At 69.1% G+C, this 18459-nt stretch carries 13 protein-coding genes; 9 read left to right on the top strand and 4 right to left on the bottom strand.

All coding sequences use genetic code 11. The features are described from left to right. Positions 1–73: 73 nt before the first annotated feature. Both putA and HWX22_RS17600 read left to right on the top strand, forming a co-directional pair. On the top strand, positions 74–4006 hold the full coding sequence (putA, locus tag HWX22_RS17605; RefSeq protein WP_175916118.1) for a trifunctional transcriptional regulator/proline dehydrogenase/L-glutamate gamma-semialdehyde dehydrogenase: 3933 nt from the start codon (positions 74–76) through the stop codon (positions 4004–4006). 84 nt (positions 4007–4090) lie between these two features. Continuing rightward, the gene (locus HWX22_RS17600) at positions 4091–5230 is read left to right on the top strand and encodes a branched-chain amino acid ABC transporter substrate-binding protein (protein ID WP_059465030.1); all 1140 of its coding nucleotides are present in this window, start codon (positions 4091–4093) and stop codon (positions 5228–5230) included. A gap of 119 nt (positions 5231–5349) precedes the next feature. Here the strand turns inward: HWX22_RS17600 and HWX22_RS17595 are convergent, their stop codons facing one another. Further along, positions 5350–7002 carry an acyl-CoA dehydrogenase family protein gene (locus HWX22_RS17595; RefSeq protein ID WP_059531188.1) on the bottom strand — a complete coding sequence of 551 codons (1653 nt, stop codon included), beginning with the start codon at positions 7000–7002 and terminating at the stop codon, positions 5350–5352. 73 nt (positions 7003–7075) lie between these two features. On the opposite strand from HWX22_RS17595, the gene HWX22_RS17590 reads away from it, so the two are divergent. The 4 genes from HWX22_RS17590 to HWX22_RS17575 all read left to right on the top strand — a co-directional run bounded on the left by HWX22_RS17590 (position 7076) and on the right by HWX22_RS17575 (position 11523). Then, the gene (locus tag HWX22_RS17590) at positions 7076–7744 is read left to right on the top strand and encodes a TetR/AcrR family transcriptional regulator (RefSeq protein WP_175907794.1); all 669 of its coding nucleotides are present in this window, start codon (positions 7076–7078) and stop codon (positions 7742–7744) included. Positions 7745–8021: 277 nt separating this feature from the next. Then, positions 8022–9176 (top strand): pyridoxal phosphate-dependent aminotransferase, encoded by a 1155-nt coding sequence (locus HWX22_RS17585; RefSeq protein WP_175916117.1) that lies wholly within the window; start codon positions 8022–8024, stop codon positions 9174–9176. Positions 9177–9290: 114 nt separating this feature from the next. Further along, positions 9291–10079, top strand: a complete 789-nt coding sequence (locus tag HWX22_RS17580) for an ABC transporter substrate-binding protein (protein ID WP_175916116.1) — start codon at positions 9291–9293, stop codon at positions 10077–10079. 13 nt (positions 10080–10092) lie between these two features. Then, complete coding sequence (locus HWX22_RS17575; RefSeq protein ID WP_175916115.1) at positions 10093–11523, top strand: FAD-binding oxidoreductase; 1431 nt, start codon at positions 10093–10095, stop codon at positions 11521–11523. Between the two features lie 28 nt (positions 11524–11551). Here the strand turns inward: HWX22_RS17575 and HWX22_RS17570 are convergent, their stop codons facing one another. Next, positions 11552–12124 (bottom strand): PadR family transcriptional regulator, encoded by a 573-nt coding sequence (locus tag HWX22_RS17570; RefSeq protein ID WP_059531176.1) that lies wholly within the window; start codon positions 12122–12124, stop codon positions 11552–11554. A 68-nt stretch (positions 12125–12192) separates the two neighbouring features. Next, the gene (cadR, locus tag HWX22_RS17565; protein ID WP_175916114.1) at positions 12193–12624 is read right to left on the bottom strand and encodes a Cd(II)/Pb(II)-responsive transcriptional regulator; all 432 of its coding nucleotides are present in this window, start codon (positions 12622–12624) and stop codon (positions 12193–12195) included. An 81-nt stretch (positions 12625–12705) separates the two neighbouring features. On the opposite strand from cadR, the gene HWX22_RS17560 reads away from it, so the two are divergent. Beyond that, positions 12706–15312: a heavy metal translocating P-type ATPase gene (locus HWX22_RS17560; protein WP_175916113.1), complete on the top strand. Its 2607-nt coding sequence runs from the start codon at positions 12706–12708 to the stop codon at positions 15310–15312. A 10-nt stretch (positions 15313–15322) separates the two neighbouring features. Further along, positions 15323–15664 carry a zinc ribbon domain-containing protein gene (locus tag HWX22_RS17555; RefSeq protein ID WP_175916112.1) on the top strand — a complete coding sequence of 114 codons (342 nt, stop codon included), beginning with the start codon at positions 15323–15325 and terminating at the stop codon, positions 15662–15664. Positions 15665–15757: 93 nt separating this feature from the next. Here HWX22_RS17555 and HWX22_RS17550 read toward each other — a convergent pair whose 3' ends face one another. Further along, complete coding sequence (locus HWX22_RS17550) at positions 15758–16636, bottom strand: AraC family transcriptional regulator (RefSeq protein ID WP_175916111.1); 879 nt, start codon at positions 16634–16636, stop codon at positions 15758–15760. Positions 16637–16911: 275 nt separating this feature from the next. On the opposite strand from HWX22_RS17550, the gene HWX22_RS17545 reads away from it, so the two are divergent. After that, entirely contained in the window at positions 16912–18384 is a 1473-nt protein-coding gene (locus tag HWX22_RS17545) for a mechanosensitive ion channel (RefSeq protein WP_059531158.1), read from the top strand. Positions 18385–18459 lie beyond the last annotated feature (75 nt).

Raw genomic sequence — 18459 nt, 5'->3', positions numbered from 1 at the left:
TATTGCGTGCCGTAGGATTTCGCGCATCCTCTCACACCACATTGCCGGGCTCGCACCGGCGCACGAACCCACCATGGCAAGCACGACTCTCGGCGTCAAAGTCGACGACCTTCTCCGCTCGCGCCTGAAAGACGCGGCAGCGCGTCTCGAGCGCACTCCCCACTGGCTGATCAAGCAGGCGATCTTCGCGTATCTCGAGCGGATCGAGCACGGCCAGCTGCCGCCCGAACTGTCGGGCAGCAGCGGCGTGACGGAGCTTGCCGACGGCCAGGCGACGGACGGCGACGACGACAACTCGCCGCATCCGTTCCTCGAGTTCGCCCAGAACGTGCAGCCGCAATCGGTGCTGCGCGCGGCGATCACGGCCGCGTATCGCCGCCCCGAGCCGGAATGCGTGCCGTTCCTGCTGGGCCAGGCGCGCCTGCCCGCGAATCTGCAGGCCGACGTGCAGGCGCTCGCGACGACGCTCGTCGAGGCGCTGCGCGAGAAGAGCTCGGGCGGCGGCGTCGAGGGGCTGATCCACGAGTTCTCGCTGTCGAGCCAGGAAGGCGTCGCGCTGATGTGCCTGGCCGAAGCGCTGCTGCGCATTCCCGATCGCGCAACCCGCGATGCGTTGATCCGCGACAAGATCAGCAAGGGCGACTGGCGCTCGCACGTCGGCCACGCGCCGTCGCTGTTCGTGAACGCGGCGACCTGGGGCCTGATGATCACCGGCAAGCTCGTGACGACCAACAGCGAAGCGGGCCTGTCGTCGGCGCTCACGCGCCTGATCGGCCGCGGCGGCGAGCCGCTGATCCGCAAGGGCGTCGACATGGCGATGCGCCTGATGGGCGAGCAGTTCGTCACCGGCGAGACGATTTCCGAAGCGCTCGCGAACAGCCGCAAGTACGAAGCGCGCGGCTTCCGCTACTCGTACGACATGCTCGGCGAAGCGGCGACGACCGAAGAGGACGCGCAACGCTACTACGCATCGTACGAGCAGGCGATTCACGCGATCGGCAAGGCGGCCGGCGGCCGCGGCATCTACGAAGGTCCGGGCATCTCGATCAAGCTGTCGGCGCTGCACGCGCGCTACTCGCGCTCGCAGCAGGACCGCACGATGAGCGAGCTGCTGCCGCGCGTGCGCGCGCTCGCGCTGCTCGCGCGCCGCTACGACATCGGCCTGAACATCGACGCGGAAGAAGCCGACCGTCTCGAACTGTCGCTCGACCTGCTGGAAGCGCTGTGCTTCGACCCGGAACTCGCGGGCTGGAACGGCATCGGCTTCGTCGTGCAGGGCTATCAGAAGCGCTGCCCGTTCGTGATCGACTACCTGATCGACCTCGCGCGCCGCAGCCGTCACCGCCTGATGATCCGTCTCGTCAAGGGCGCGTACTGGGATACCGAAATCAAGCGTGCGCAGGTCGACGGCCTCGAAGGCTATCCGGTCTACACGCGCAAGATCTACACGGACGTGTCGTACCTCGCGTGCGCGAAGAAGCTGCTCGCGGCGCCCGACGCCGTCTACCCGCAGTTCGCGACGCACAACGCGTACACGCTGGCCGCGATCTATCATCTGGCCGGCCAGAACTATTACCCCGGCCAGTACGAATTCCAGTGCCTGCACGGGATGGGCGAGCCGCTGTACGAGGAAGTCACGGGCCGCGACAAGCTGAACCGTCCGTGCCGCGTGTACGCGCCGGTCGGCACGCATGAAACGCTGCTCGCGTACCTCGTGCGCCGCCTGCTGGAGAACGGCGCGAACACGTCGTTCGTGAACCGCATCGCGGATAAAACCGTGTCGGTGAAGGAACTGGTCGCCGATCCGGTCGACGAGGCGTCGAAGGTCGTGCCGCTCGGCGCGCCGCACGCGAAGATCCCGCTGCCGCGCAACCTGTACGGCGACGAGCGTCCCAACTCGATGGGCCTCGACCTGTCGAACGAACATCGTCTCGCGTCGCTGTCGTCCGCGCTGCTCGCGAGCGCGCACCATCCGTGGCGCGCGGCGCCGATGCTCGCCGACGACGCGCTCGCCGACGCCCCGGCGCGCGACGTGCGCAACCCGGCCGATCAGCGCGACCTGGTCGGCACCGTCAGCGAAGCGACGGCCGAACACGTGAGCGCGGCGCTCGCGCATGCCGTGGCTGCCGCGCCGATCTGGCAGGCGACGCCGGTCGATGCGCGCGCCGACTGCCTGGTGCGCGCGGCCGACCTGCTCGAAGCGCAGATGCACACGCTGATGGGCCTGATCGTGCGCGAAGCCGGCAAGTCGCTGCCGAACGCGATCGCCGAAATTCGCGAAGCCGTCGACTTCCTGCGCTACTACGCGGCGCAGATCCGCGACGAATTCTCGAACGACACGCACCGTCCGCTCGGCCCCGTGGTCTGTATCAGCCCGTGGAACTTCCCGCTCGCAATCTTCATGGGCCAGGTGGCCGCCGCGCTTGCGGCCGGCAACACGGTGCTCGCGAAGCCGGCCGAACAGACGCCGCTGATCGCCGCCCAGGCCGTGCGCCTGCTGCGCGAGGCCGGCGTGCCGGCCGGCGCGGTGCAGCTGCTGCCGGGCACCGGCGAGACCGTCGGCGCGGCGCTGGTCGCCGATCCGCGCACGCGCGCGGTGATGTTCACCGGCTCGACCGAAGTCGCGCGCCTGATCAACAAGACGCTGTCCGCGCGCCTCGACCCGGACGGCAAGCCGATTCCGCTGATCGCGGAAACGGGCGGCCAGAACGCGATGATCGTCGACTCGTCGGCGCTCGCGGAGCAGGTCGTCGCCGACGTGATGCAGTCGTCGTTCGACTCGGCCGGTCAACGGTGTTCGGCGCTGCGCGTTCTGTGTCTGCAGGACGACGTCGCGGACCGCACGTTGACGATGCTCAAGGGCGCGATGCACGAACTCGCGCTCGGTAACCCGGACCGTCTGTCGACCGACGTCGGCCCGGTGATCGACGGCGAAGCGAAGCAGACGATCGACACGCACGTCGCGGCAATGAAGGAGAAGGGCCACGCGGTCACGCAGCTCTCGTCGCCGGAAGCCTGCGCGCACGGCACGTTCGTGCCGCCGACGCTGATCGAGATCGGCAGCATCGACGAGTTGAAGCGTGAAGTGTTCGGCCCGGTGCTGCACGTCGTGCGCTATCGCCGCAGCCAGCTCGACAAGCTGCTCGAGCAGATCCGCGCGACGGGTTACGGCCTGACGCTCGGCATCCACACGCGGATCGACGAGACGATCGCACACGTGATCTCGAACGCGCACGTCGGCAACATCTACGTGAACCGCAACGTGATCGGCGCGGTGGTCGGCGTGCAGCCGTTCGGCGGCGAAGGGCTGTCGGGCACGGGCCCGAAGGCCGGCGGCGCGCTGTACCTGCAGCGCCTGCTCGCGACGCGTCCGTCGGGCCTGCCGCGTTCGCTCGCGCAGACGCTGATTGCGGACGGCGCGGTTGACGGCGAACAGCGCAGCAACCCGGCGGCGGCGCTCACCGCGCTGCGCGACTGGCTGATCGAGCAGCGCGAGCCGGCGCTGGCCGCACGTTGCGACGGCTATCTGGCGCAGGTGCCGGCCGGTGCGACCGCGGTGCTGACCGGGCCGACGGGCGAGCGAAACACGTATACACTCGGCCCGCGCGGCACGGTGCTGTGTGTCGCGGCCACGCCGGGCGGCGCGCGCGCGCAGTTCGCGGCGGTGCTGGCGACGGGCAACCGCGCGCTGTTCGTCGGCGCGGCGGGCGAGGCGCTGGTCGCCGCGCTGCCGGCTGCGCTGAAGGCGCATGCCGCCGTGCGCAAGCAGGCCGACGCGCCGTTCGACGCGGTGCTGTTCGAAGGCGACAGCGACGAACTGCAGACGCTCGTGAAGGACGTCGCGCAGCGGCCGGGCCCGATCGTGTCGGTGCAGGGCGTGTCGGCGGGCGCGTTCGAGAACGGCGACGCGGAAGACTACGCGCTCGAGCGCCTGCTGACCGAGCGCTCGGTGAGCGTGAACACGGCCGCGGCGGGCGGCAATGCGAATTTGATGACGATCGGCTGACCATCCTTGCCGTTCGGATCAAACAAAGGAAGCGGCAAGGCGATCCCGAAGCCGCTCCATTTACCCTGGTACCAAGGAGATGCTATGCAACACACGATGAAAAAGCTGGCAGGCGCGACGTTCGTCGCCGTCATGTCGCTTGCGGGGACGGCCCATGCGGACGACGTGAAGATCGGTTACGCAGGGCCGATGACGGGCGCCCAGGCTCACTACGGCAAGGATATGCAGAACGGGATCGCGCTCGCGCTGGAAGACTTCAACGCGACGAACCCGAAGATCGGCGGCAAGGCAGTGAAGTTCGTGCTCGAGACGCAGGACGACCAGGCTGACCCGCGCACCGGCACGACGGTTGCGCAGAAGCTCGTCGACGACGGCATCAAGGGCATGCTCGGCCACTTCAACTCGGGCACGACGATTCCGGCCTCGCGCATCTACGCGAACGCCGGCATTCCGGAAATCGCGATGGCGACGGCGCCGGAATACACGCAGCAGGGTTACAAGACGACCTTCCGCATGATGACGTCCGACACGCAGCAGGGCTCGGTGGCGGGCACCTTCGCGTCGAAGGATCTCGGCATGAAGAAGATCGCGATCGTCGACGACCGCACGGCCTACGGCCAGGGTCTCGCCGACCAGTTCGAGAAGGCCGCGAAGGCCGGCGGCGCGACGATCGTCGACCGCGAATTCACGAACGACAAGGCCGTCGACTTCAAGGCGATCCTGACCAAGCTGAAGGCGGCGAAGCCGGACCTCGTCTACTACGGCGGCGCGGATTCGCAGGCAGCGCCGATGGTCAAGCAGATGAAGACGCTCGGCATCACCGCACCGCTGATGAGCGGCGAAATGGTGAAGACGCCGACCTTCCTGAAGATCGCGGGCAACGCGGCCGACGGCACGATCGCATCGCTGGCAGGCCTGCCGCTCGAGGAAATGCCGGGCGGCAAGACCTACGCCGACAAGTACAAGAAGCGCTTCGGCGAAGACGTGCAGACGTACTCGCCGTACGCGTACGACGGCGCGATGGCGATGCTCAACGCGATGAAGAAGGCCGATTCGACCGATCCGGCGAAGTACCTGCCGGTGCTCGCGAAGACCGACATGGCCGGCGTCACGTCGTCGCACGTCGCGTACGACGCGAAGGGCGACCTGAAGAACGGCGGCATCACGATGTACAAGGTCGAGAAGGGCGAGTGGAAGCCGCTGAAGAGCATCGGCGGCAAGTAAGCATGGCGTGAGTCGCCGGCGGCGTCGAAGGGCGCCGCGCGGGGCATCATGTGAAGAAGCCACCGGGCCGTCGGGTCCGGTGGCTTTTTCTTTGGCGTCGGCGGCGGGTTCGGCGCCCGTCAGGCCGGGTACGCGCGCTGCAGCAGCGCGGCGACGTCGAGCGCGTGCGGATCGAAGCCGCCCGCGATGCGGCCCCAGTCGGGCGCGGCAAGCCGCGTCGCGATGAACGCGTCGGCGACGGCCGCGGGCGCGTCGCGCCGCAGCAGGCAGGCCTGCGCGACGAGCGCGAGCCGCTGCGCGAACACGCGGGCCGATGCCTCAAGCGTATCGGCCGGTGCCGCGAGCATCGCGCGCAGCGCATCGAGCGCCGCGCGGATGCGCGGTTCGCCCGCGCCGAGGTCGGTCAGCTCGGCGAAGAGCGCCGCGGCCGCGTCGGGCTCGCGCGACACCGCGCGCAGCACGTCCAGGCACATCACGTTGCCGGAGCCTTCCCAGATCGAGTTGACCGGCGCTTCGCGGAACAGCCGCGCGATCGGGCCGTCGTCGACGTAGCCGTTGCCGCCGAACACTTCCATCACCTCGCCGGTCAGCTCGACCGCGCGCTTGCAGACCCAGAATTTCGCGGCGGGCGTGACGATCCGCTTCCACGCGCGTTCGCGCGGCGAGTCGTCGCGCTCGAACGCATCGGCGAGACGCATCGCGAGCGCGAGCGCGGCCTCGCTTTCGAGCGCGAGATCGGCGAGCACGGTGCGCATCAGCGGCTGCTCGGCGAGCGCGCGGCCGAACGCGTGGCGCTGGCGCGTGTACGCGATCGCCTGCACGACGCCCTGGCGCAGCATCGCCGCGCTGCCGAGCACGCAGTTCAGCCGCGTGTGCGTGGCCATCTCGATGATGGTCGGGATGCCGCGGCCTTCGTCGCCGAGCATGATGCCCCATGCGTCGTTCAACTCGATTTCGCTGCTCGAGTTGCTGCGGTTGCCGACCTTGTTCTTCAGCCGCTGGATCTCGACCGCGTTCTTCGTCCCGTCGGGCCGCCAGCGCGGCACGTAGAAACACGACGGGCTGCCCGCTTCGGTGCGCGCGACGACCAGGTGCGCGTCGCACATCGGCGCGGAGAAAAACCACTTGTGGCCGCGCAGCCGGTATTCGCCGCCGCGCCCGCCCGCGCCGACGGCGCTCGCCAGCGTCGTGTTCGCGCGTACGTCGGAGCCGCCCTGTTTCTCGGTCATGCCCATGCCGAACCAGATCGAGCGCTTGTCGGCGACCGGCACGTCGCGCGGATCGTAGTCGTCGCTGTACAGCTTGTCGCGCAACAGGTCCCACAGCGCGGGTTCCTTCTGCAGCACCGGAATCGCGGCCTGCGTCATCGTCGCCGGGCACAGCGTGCCGGCCTCGATCTGGCCGTGCAGGTAGAAGCCGGCCGCGGTCGCGGCCCAGCGGCCCGGGCGCGTATCGCGGAACGCGAGCGACACGAAGCCCTCGTTGCGATACATGCCGAGCAGCGTGTGCCACGCCGGATGGAAGTCGACGCGGTCGATGCGCCGGCCGCGGCGGTCGAACGCGTTCAGTTCCGGCGTGTGGCGGTTCGCTTCGTCGGCGAGCTGCGCGGTGTCGGCGCTGCCGAGCCGCGCGCCGTACGCGTCGAGCCGCGGCACGGCCCAGCCGGCGCCCGCGCGGGCGATGGCCTCGCGCAGCGCGACGTCGGTGGCGAAGAGGTTATAGTCGACCAGTTCGTCGAACTGGTTCGTGACGGCATGGGTCGATTCGGTCATCGGGCTGTCTCCGGTCTCGTGCTTCGCGGTCTGCCGGTCAAACGCGTTTCCGCTGAATTTCAGAGTAGCAAATATGCCGCCGCGACATGTTCAGGTTCCGGCGCCGCCCGGCCAGCCGGCGGCGCAACCCGCGCCCGCGTTGCGCCGCCGGCCGCGCCAGTCGCGTGCGCAGGCCACGTCCGAGGCGCTTCAGCAGGCCTTCGTTCAGCTTTTGCTCGAGCGCGGTTACGCGAAGGCGACGATCCGCGAAATCGCGGCCGTCGCGGGCGTGAGCGTCGGCACCTTCTACGAATACTTCGGCGACAAGCAGAGCCTCGCCGCGCTGTGCATCCACCGGCGCGTGCTGGCGCTGGCCGACCGGCTGCGCGAAGCGGCGCACGGGCTGCGCGGCGTGCCGCGCGCCGCGCTCGCGGCCGCGCTCGTCGATCTGCAGGTCGATGCGATCGCCGCCGACGCCGCGCCGTGGAGCGCGTTCTTCGCGCTGGAGCGGCAGGTGTCGCCGCTCGCCGCATACCGCCGCCATTACGACGCGTATGTCGCGCTGTGGCACGACGCGCTTGCGCAGTGCAGCGATCCGCCGCCGGCCGCGCGGCTCGACGGGATCGCGCGGATGGCGCATGCCGTCTGCTACGGCGGCGTGTCGCAGGCGCTGCTCACGCTCGGGCCGGCGCTCGACTTCGCCGCGTTGCGCGGCGAGTTGCAGGCGGTGCTGGGCGCTTATCTGGCGGCCGCGGGCGCGTGACGCGCGGCGCGGCCGTGCGGCCGAGCATCCGTCGCGAGCCCGTCGCGAGCCCGTCGCGAGCGCGACCAGGGCCTAAGGGAAATGCCGGATGCGCATGCATTGCCGACCACACGGCCTTGGCATTGAGCCTTGCGTATGGTCGATCATGAGAAAAATGCATGGCCGCCATGACGAACTTTCGATTGTCCGCCCTTATTGACTCGGGCTAAATCATGCGTCATGAGCCGGGCCGCGCGCGTCGCGCGGGCCGGTGCGAAGGACATCTGAAGGAGGAGTCATGCGAAGCGCCACCACGCCCCGCTCGAAACTGCCGGACGTCGGGACGACGATCTTCACGGTGATCGGCCAGCTCGCCGCGCAGCACGATGCGCTGAACCTGTCGCAGGGCGCACCGAATTTCGCGCCCGATCCGGCACTCGTCGAGGGTGTCGCGCGCGCGATGCGCGACGGCCACAACCAGTACGCGCCGATGGCCGGCGTCGCGTCGCTGCGCGAACGCCTCGCGGAGAAGACGGAGGCGCTGTACGGCACGCGCTACGACCCGGGCACCGAGATCACGGTAATCGCGAGCGCGAGCGAAGGGCTCTACGCGGCGATCAGCGCGCTCGTGCATCCGGGCGACGAAGTGATCTATTTCGAGCCGTCGTTCGACAGCTATGCGCCGATCGTGCGGTTGCAGGGCGCGACGCCGGTCGCGATCAAGCTGTCGCCCGAGCATTTCCGCGTGAACTGGGACGAAGTCGCCGCGGCGATCACGCCGCGCACGCGAATGATCATCGTCAACACGCCGCACAACCCGACCGCGACGGTGTTCTCCGCCGACGATCTCGAACGGCTCGCGCAGCTCACGCGCAATACCGACATCGTGGTCCTGTCGGACGAGGTTTACGAGCACGTGGTGTTCGACGGCGCGCAGCATCAGAGCGTCGCGCGTCACCGTGAGCTCGCCGAGCGCAGCGTGATCGTGTCGTCGTTCGGCAAGTCGTTCCACGTGACGGGCTGGCGGGTCGGCCATTGCATCGCGCCGGCCGAACTGATGGACGAGATCCGCAAGGTGCACCAGTTCATGGTGTTCTCGGCCGATACGCCGATGCAGGTCGCGTTCGCGGAAATCCTCGCGCGGCCGGAAAGCTATCTCGGCCTGTCGGCGTTCTACCAGGCCAAGCGCGACCTGCTCGCGCGCGAGCTGGCCGGTTCGCGCTTCGAGCTGCTGCCGAGCGAAGGCTCGTTCTTCATGCTCGCGCGCTTCCGACACTTCTCGGACGAACGCGACAGCGACTTCGTGTTGCGCCTGATCCGCGATGCGCGCGTCGCGACGATTCCGCTGTCGGCGTTCTACACCGACGGCACCGACGCGGGCGTGATCCGGCTCAGTTTCTCGAAGGACGACGCGACGCTGATCGAAGGCGCGCGGCGGTTGCGTTCGCTGTAATCGCGGGCACGGCCCGCACCCCAAGCAGGCGACGTGTACGTCGCACGGAAAGTCACCGCCGGAACCGGAGCACGTGCGAACGCACGGCGCCGGCCGACAAGCCAGGAGATCACGATGAAGCATACACACACTCTCAAGCTCGCGTTCGCACTCGCGTGCGCGCTCGGTTCCGGCGCGGCGCTCGCCGACGGGCAGACGCTGCGTTTCGGCCTCGAGGCGCAATACCCGCCGTTCGAGTCGAAGGCGCCGAACGGCGACCTGCAGGGCTTCGACATCGACGTCGGCAACGCCGTCTGCCAGACCGCGAAGCTGTCGTGCAAGTGGGTCGAGACGTCGTTCGACGGGCTGATTCCCGCGCTGAAGGGCCGCAAGTTCGACGCGATCAATTCGGCGATGAACGCGACCGAACAGCGGCGCCAGGCGATCGACTTCACGACGATCATCTACCGCGTGCCGACGCAGCTGATCGCGCGCACCGGCAGCGGCCTGCTGCCGACGGCGGAATCGCTGAAGGGCAAGCGCGTCGGCGTGCTGCAGGCATCGATCCAGGAAACCTACGCGAAGGCGCACTGGGAGCCGGCCGGCGTGTCGATCGTCGCGTACCAGGATCAGAACCAGGTGTATGCGGATCTCGTGGCGGGCCGTCTCGACGCAACGCTGGTGCTCGCGCCGGCCGGCCAGCGCGGCTTCCTGTCGCGCCCGGACGGCAAGGGTTTCGCGTTCGTCGGCCAGCCGGTGCGCGACGACCGGATTCTCGGCAGCGGGATCGCGTTCGGCCTGCGCAAGGGTGACGACGCGCTGAAGGCGAAACTCGATTCCGCGATCGACAAGCTGAAGGCGGACGGCACGGTGAAGTCGCTCGGCCAGAAGTACTTCGGCGATATCGACATCTCCACCAAGTAAGCGGACGCGCACGATGCAGAGCCTGGATACGGGCGGAGAGCCTGGCGGCGACGGCGCGGCGGCGCCGGCGGACGACACGCTCGAGGCGGCGCTCGTCGCCGCACTGGGCGACACGCTGGTCACGCGGGCGGCCGAGATCGATCCGCGCTACTTCACCGCGTACAACGAGCCGGCCGGTGTGCGGCCTCGCGCGCTGGTGCGGCCGCGCAGCGTCGACGACGTGTCGCGCACGCTCGCGCTGTGCACGCGGCTCGGGCAGCCGGTCGTGCCGCAGGGCGGCCTCACCGGGCTCGCGCGCGGCGCGGTCGCGCTGGGCGGCGAGATCGTGCTGTCGATGGAGCGTTTCGCGGGCGTCGAGGCAATCGACGCGGCGGCGGGCACGATGACGGTGCGCGCCGGGACGCCGCTGCAGACGGTGCAGGAGGCCGCGGACGCAGCGGGCTTCACCTTCGGCGTCGATCTTGGCGCGCGCGGTTCGTGCCAGATCGGCGGCATGCTCGCGACCAACGCGGGCGGCACGCGCGCGATCCGCTACGGCATGATGCGCGAGCAGGTGCTCGGACTCGAGGCCGTGCTCGCCGACGGCACCGTCGTGTCGTCGATGAATCGGATGCTGAAGAACAACGCGGGCTACGACCTGAAGCAGTTGTTCATCGGCAGCGAAGGCACGCTCGGCGTCGTCACGCGCGCCGTGCTGCGGCTGCATCCGAAGCTCGCCGCGCCGGCCACCGCGCTCTGCCGCGTGCATGGCTACGACGCCGTCGTCGGGTTGTGGAACCGCCTGCGCGCACTGCCCGAGATCGTCAGTTTCGAAGCGATGTGGCCGGCCTTCTACGACTACGTCGCGGGCCACACGCCCGGCGTCGTCGCGCCGTTCGCGGGCGACGGCGGCTTCGCGGTGCTGATCGAATGCGCGACGAGTGCACCGGGCGGCGATGCGCGCCAGGCGCTGGAAACCGGCCTGGCGGATGCGATCGAGGCGGGGCTGGTCGACGATGCGGCGCTCGCGACGTCCGAGCGGCAGGCGCGCGACCTGTGGACGTTGCGTGAAGGCCTTGCGATCGATGCGCTGCCGCATCTGGTGAACTTCGACGTGAGCCTGCCGACGGGCGAGCTCGGCCGGTTCGCCGAGCGCTGCGAGGCGGCGTTGCGTGCGGTGTGGCCCGACATCGTGTGCCTGTTCTTCGGCCACGTCGGCGACGGCAACGTGCATATCGGCGTATCGCTCGCCGGCATGCGCGATGCGGACGCCGAGGCGATCGATCGCTGCGTCTACGCGGTCGTTCGGGACATGGGCGGCTCGGTGTCGGCGGAGCACGGCATCGGCATGCTCAAGCGCGCCTATCTCGCGCACACGCGCAGCGAAGCGGAAATCGGCTTGATGCGGCGCCTGAAGGCCGCGCTCGATCCCGGAGGCGTGCTCAATCCCGGCAAGGTGCTCTAATCGATCGGTGCGAGCCGGGGCGGGCGCGTCAGCCGTCGACCCAGCGCAGCGCGCCGATCTTCAGGTGTTCGACGACGCTGCGCGCCCAGTCGAGCTCCGCGTTGAGCAGCACGAGCGCATGTTCGTTCTGCAACAGGAACAGGCGCGGCACCTGGTCGTTCTGCGCGGCGTTGCGCAGCGACTCGAGACGTTCGCGTTCGGTGTCGAGCGCGGCGATGCGGCGCTCGAGTTGCTGGCGTGCATCGTCGGCGTCGAGCAGCGGCAGGAATGCGAGGCCGGCGCCGAATGCCGGAAACTCGCGCGCGGGCTCCGCGAGCAGCGCATGCAGCCACGCCTGCCCGGCCGTATGCCCGGCTTCGGTCAGCGTGTACAGCGTGCGTTCGGGAAACGCGCCGTCGCGCTCGGTGTCGTGCACGGCGATCAGCCCGTCGCGCAGCAGCCGGTCGATCGTCTGGTAGAGGCTCGTGCGCTGCCGCACGTTGACGACTTCGTCATAGCCGCGCGCCTTCAACTGCTGGAGCATTCCGTATGGATGCATCGGCGTTTCGGTGAGCGTCGCGAGGACCGCGAGCGCGAGCGGAGACGGGCGGCTTGTTGCCATGAATAGTTCGATTATGTCTAGTGAGAATATAACTAGTATCGACTAGACTATCATATTCCACAAGGGTTTCAGCCGAGGTGTGAGCGCTTGGCGGCCGGCGCGACGGTTTCCATCGTCGTGAGACCGTGAACGATGCCGCAGTCCTCGACCGAATGTTCGCCGACGCACTGGCGGCGCAATTCGGTGAGCTGATCGCGCAGATGCGTCAGTTCGGCGAGGCGCGCGTCGACGTGGCCGATGTGCTCGTCGAGCAGCGCGTTGACCGAATTGCACGGGTCGGCCGGCGTGTCGGTGAGCTGCAGCAGCGCGCGGATTTCGTCGTGTGCCATGTCGAGCGCGCGGCAGTTGCGGATGAAGCGCAGCCGCTCGACGTGCACGTCGGTGTAGTTGCGGTAGTTCGAATCGGTGCGCTCGGCGTCCGGCATCAACCCCTCCTTCTCGTAGAAGCGGATCGTTTCGGGCGTGCAGCGGGCCGCCTTGGCCAGTTCGCCGATCTTCATGGCTTTCTCCGTTGTAAGGGTTGACCTTGTAGTGGCTTCAGGGTGTTAACTCTACACCGTCAAGCCATAGAGGAGGTTGTCATGACCGACGCCCAGCGTACCCCCGACCCACGACACCGCCATGCCGGCGGCGCCGATGCGTGCTGCGCCGACGCGCGCGACACGCAGGCGGCGACCGTTGCCGACGCGGCGCCGGCGGCCGGCGAGCACGCGCATGGCGACGCGGCGGCGCACCGCGCGCAACCGCATGCATGCGGCCACGATCATGAGCACGATCACGCATCCGCACACGGGACGGCGCACGATCACGACTACCATGCGCACGCCCACGCGGCGCATGACCATGCCGGTCACGACCACGACCACGACCACGACCACGACCACGACCACGACCACGACCACGACCACGACCACGACCACGACCACGACCACGACCACGACCACGACCACGACCACGACCACGACCACGACCACGCGGCCGGCGCCTGCTGCGCGCCGGCCGCGCTGACGCTCGCGCCGCTGCCGGTCGCGCGGGCGACCGCGACGGGTCACGTCCGCTCCGCGTTCCGGATCATGCAGATGGACTGCCCGACCGAGGAAACGCTGATTCGCAAGAAGCTCGGCGGAATGCAGCAGGTCTCGGCGCTCGAATTCAACCTGATGCAGCGGATGCTGACCGTCGAACACGTGCCCGGTGCGCAGCCGGCGATCGAAAGCGCGATCCGCACGCTCGGGATGACGCCGGAAGCCGCGTCGGCCGACGCACCGGCAGCACCCGTCGCGCCGCCGCCCGCGAAGCCGTGGTGGCCGCTCGCGCTGGCCGGCGTCGCCGCGATCGCGTCCGAGGCCGTGAGCTGGGCCGGTCTGCCGGTGTGGCTGTCGGCGGTGCTGGCGCTCGCGGCGGTGCTCGCATGCGGGCTGACCACTTACAAGAAAGGCTGGATCGCGATCCGCAACGGCAACCTGAACATCAACGCGCTGATGAGCATCGCGGTGACGGGCGCGATGGCGATCGGCCAGTGGCCGGAAGCCGCGATGGTGATGGTGCTGTTCACGATCGCCGAGCTGATCGAGGCGAAGTCGCTCGATCGCGCGCGCAACGCGATCCAGGGCCTGATGCAGCTCGCGCCCGACACCGCGACCGTGCAGGACGCCGACGGCACGTGGCGCACGATCGAGGCCGCGCAGGTCGCGCTCGGCGCGATCGTGCGCGTGAAGCCGGGCGAGCGGATCGGGCTGGACGGCGAAGTGGTCGCGGGCCGCTCGACGGTGAACCAGGCGCCGATCACCGGTGAGAGCCTGCCGGTCGACAAGACGTCCGGCGACGCGGTGTATGCGGGCACGATCAACGAAGCGGGTTCGTTCGACTATCGCGTGACGGCGGTGGCCGCCAACTCGACGCTCGCGCGGATCATCCACGCGGTCGAGGAAGCGCAGGGCGCGAAGGCGCCGACGCAGCGCTTCGTCGACCAGTTCGCGCGCGTCTATACGCCGATCGTGTTCGCGGTCGCGCTGCTGGTCGCGGTGGCGCCGCCGCTCGTCATGGGCGGCGCGTGGCACGACTGGATCTACCGTGCGCTGGTGCTGCTCGTGATCGCGTGCCCGTGCGCGCTGGTGATTTCGACGCCGGTGACGATCGTGTCGGGGCTCGCGGCCGCGGCACGGCGCGGGATTCTCGTGAAGGGTGGCGTATATCTGGAAGAAGGCCGCAAGCTCGCGTGGCTGGCGCTCGACAAGACCGGCACGATCACGCACGGCAAGCCGGTGCAGACCGATTTCGACCTGAATGCGACGGACGTCGACGCGGCGCGCGTGCGTCACCTCGGCGCGAGCCTCGCGGCGCGCTCCGATCACCCCGTGTCGCAGGCGATCGCAGCCGCGGCCCGCGACGCTCAGACGGCAGTGTTCGCCGATGTAGAGGACTTCGAAGCGCTCGTCGGGCGCGGCGTGCGCGGCACGATCGACGGCACGCGCTACTGGCTCGGCAACCACCGCCTCGTCGAGGAGCTCGAACGCTGCTCGCCGGCGCTGGAGGCGAAGCTCGACGCGCTCGAGCGACAGGGCAAGAGCGTCGTGATGCTGGTCGACGACACGCGCGTGCTCGGCATCTTCGCGGTGGCCGACACGATCAAGGACACCAGCCGCGCGGCGATCGCCGACCTGCACGCGCTCGGCATCCGCACCGCGATGCTGACCGGCGACAACCCGCACACCGCGCAGGCGATCGCGCGGCAGGCCGGCATCGACGATGCGCGCGGCAACCAGTTGCCCGAGGACAAGCTCGCGGCGGTCGAGGAACTGTCGGCGGGCGGTGCGGGCGCGGTCGGGATGGTCGGCGACGGCATCAACGACGCACCGGCGCTCGCGCGCGCCGACATCGGCTTCGCGATGGGCGCGATGGGCACCGACACGGCGATCGAGACGGCCGACGTCGCGCTGATGGACGACGACCTGCGCAAGATCCCCGCGTTCGTGCGGCTATCGCGCGCGACGCACCGCGTGCTGGTGCAGAACATCGGCTTCGCGCTCGGCGTGAAGATCGTGTTCCTCGGCCTCACGGTCGCGGGGCTCGGCACGATGTGGATGGCCGTGTTCGCCGATGCGGGCGCGAGCCTGATCGTCGTCGGCAACGGGCTGCGGCTGCTGTCGAAGACGGGCGTGTTCGACGGCGCGACGTCGAAGCGATGAGGAGCGGGCGATGAGCTTTCTGAAGCGGATCCTGGGCGGCCACGGAGGTCGCCACAGCGGAGGTGGCCACGGTAGCGGCGGGCATCACGGCGGGCAGCAACGCGACGGTCACGGCGGCCGCGACCGGCACGGATGGGGCTGGCAGCCGTCGGCGGACGCGCAGGGCGGCCCGGGCGGCAACGTGCCGCTGCGCCAGCTCGCGTGCGCAGGCTGCGGCGCGATCAACGCCGCGGATGCGCGATTCTGCGCGCAGTGCGGCGTATCGCAGCGCGGCAAGGCGTGCAGCCGATGCCACGCGGCGCTGGCCGCCGACGCGCGCTTTTGCCCCGGCTGCGGGACGCAGGCCGGCTAAGGCTCGGTCGCCGGCCGCATTGCCGGCGTGACGGCCGATCCCCAAGACGGCATGGCGCGCGGGCTCGGCGCCCCCGGCGCCACGCAACACCGCTCAACGCAGCGGCAAATGAATCTCGGTGCGCAGGTCGGCCGGCGCCGCATCCATCGGCGTATTCAGATACAGCTCGAACGGCGGCGCATCGGCGGCTTCACGGCCCGAGTGCCGCAGCCAGTCGCCGTACAGCCACTGGTAGGCCGTCTTCAGGTCCGCATACGGCCCCGTGTGCAGCAACACCGCGTACTCGCCGCCGGCAACCGCGATGCGCTCCACGGGCGGCGTCGGCTCGACGTCCGGCGCGCCGTCGGCCGGCACGAAACACGCTTTCGCGCGCAACTGCGCCTCGGGCGTCGTATCCGGATCGTCGTAGAAGATCCCGATCATCCTCGCGCCGGGGCCGATCAGCCCGTGCCGCCCGGCCCACGCGCCGATCTGCCCGAACGCGTCGCCGACCTTCAGGTACGCGCCCGTATGCGGCACCGCATAACCGCGCAGTTCCGGCAGCCGCCGGATCTCGACTTCCTGCTTGAACATGTCTTCCTCTCCTCGCTGTAACGGATAAATCGGCCGGTGGACCCCGGCGAGCCGGTGCTGCACGGGCGGCACGCCGTAAGCATCGCGAAATGCGCGGGCGAACGCGTGCGTCGAGCCGTAGCCGGCGCGCCGCGCGATCGCGTCGAGCGGCAGCGCCGTGCACACGAGATCCTCGGACGCGCGCACGATCCGCATCCGCCGCACCGTCAGCACGATCGACTCGCCGTACAGCGCGCGATATACGCGCTGCCAGTGATACGGCGACAGGCACGCGATTTCGGCGAGCCGGTTCAGGTCGAGCGTGTCGTCGAGGTGCGCGAGGATGTAGTCGTGAACGCGCGCGACGCGTGCCGCATAGCGGGCCCACGCGGGCGTTTCGGCTTTCGTGTCGACGGTCATGCGTGCATCCCGGGCAAGAGTCGACGTCACGGTAGCACGCCGCCGATTGATAAATCTTGCGGAAATGCGTAGGGCAAATAATTCCGGCCCTTTTTATTTCGGCGAAATTGGGTCTCGTTCCCGTCGATCTATGTCTAAAGTTAAAGACGGTGAAATCGGGTGATCGCGTCATTTTTCTCGGGTAAGTTGCTCGGACGGCAACGCACGGTTTTCGAAGTACGCAGGTAGTTCGTCGATGTTCAATCGCAACGCCACGTTTTTCGGGAGAAGAAGAAATGGATGCTTCCAGCTTCATCACGTCGCTGCAGACCACGCTAGGCGGATACCTGCCCAAGATCGCCGGCGCGATCGGCATCCTGGTGATCGGCTGGCTGATCGCCGTGGCGGTGCGGGCCGGCGCGCTCCGGCTGCTCAACGCGCTGAAGGTCGATCAGCGGATCAACGAAAGCACCGGCCAGGGCGCGTGCGTCGAGCGGATCATCGCCGGCGGGCTGTTCTGGCTCGTGCTGCTCGTCACCGCGGTGGGCATCTTCAACGTGCTCAACCTCTACGCGGTCTCCAATCCGTTCTCGCTGCTCGTCACGCACATCGTCAACTACCTGCCGAACCTGATCGGCGGCGCGGCGCTGACGCTGATCGCGTGGCTGATCGCATCGCTGCTGCGCAGCCTCGCGAACCGCGCGCTGAAGGCGAGCAAGGTCGACGACAAGCTGTCCGAAAGCGCGGGCATGCAGCCGATGAGCGGCTATCTCGGCGACGTGCTGTTCTGGCTCGTGATCCTGATGTTCCTGCCGGCGATTCTCGCGTCGTTCGCGCTGTCCGGCCTGCTGTCGCCGGTGCAGGGGATGGTCGACAAGCTGCTTGCGATCGTGCCGAACCTGTTCGCGGCCGCGGTGATCGGCTTCGTCGGCTGGATCGTCGCGCGCGTGCTGCGCGGTCTCGTGACGAACCTGCTCGTCGCCGCCGGCGCCGATCGCCTCACGCAAGGCCTCGACAGCCCGACGCCGGTGCGCGTGTCGAGCCTGATCGGCACCATCGTCTACGTGTTCGTGTTCGTGCCGACGCTGATCTCCGCGCTCGACGCGCTGAAGATCGACGCGATCTCGATCCCGGCCACCAACATGCTGAACCAGTTCCTCGGCGCGGTGCCGGACATCGTCGCCGCGATCGTGATCGTGCTCGTCACGTTCTACTTCGCGCGCTTCGTCGCGTCGCTCGCGCAGAAGCTGCTGGAGGCCGCCGGCGTCGACGGGCTGCCGGCCGTGCTCGGCGTCGAGCGCGTGTTTTCGGGGATCCTGCAGCCGTCGGTGCTGGTCGCGCGGCTGATCGTGTTCTTCGCGATGCTGTTCGCGTCGGTCGAGGCCGCGAACCGGCTCGGCTTCACGCAGGTGCGCGACGTCGTCACGCTGTTCATCGAATTCGGCGGCCACGTGCTGATGGGCGGTGTGATCCTCGTGATCGGCGTGTGGCTCGCGGGCCTCGCGCGCCGCGTGATCGAGCAGGCCGACCGCGAGCACAGCGTGCTGTTCGCGCGGATCGCGCAATTCGCGATCCTCGGCCTGGTGTTCGCGATGGGGCTGCGCGCGATGGGTATCGCCAACGAGATCGTGCAGCTCGCGTTCGGCCTCGTGCTCGGCGCGATCGCGGTGGCGGTCGCGCTGTCGTTCGGCCTCGGCGGCCGCGAAGCCGCCGGCAAGCTGCTCGACCGCTGGTTCAACCAGCGCGGCGGCGGCCCGTCGGGCCAGTAAGCGTCGGCCGTCCGGCCGCCTCGTGCGGCCGGACGGCCGCGCGCGGGACGACCGCGACGCGCGGCCGGCGTTGCC

Origin of the sequence: Burkholderia sp. BCC1638 (assembly GCF_902833195.1) — a bacterium.
Taxonomy (GTDB): Bacteria; Pseudomonadota; Gammaproteobacteria; order Burkholderiales; family Burkholderiaceae; genus Burkholderia; species Burkholderia diffusa.
This window is presented reverse-complemented; position numbering and strand designations above follow the sequence as displayed.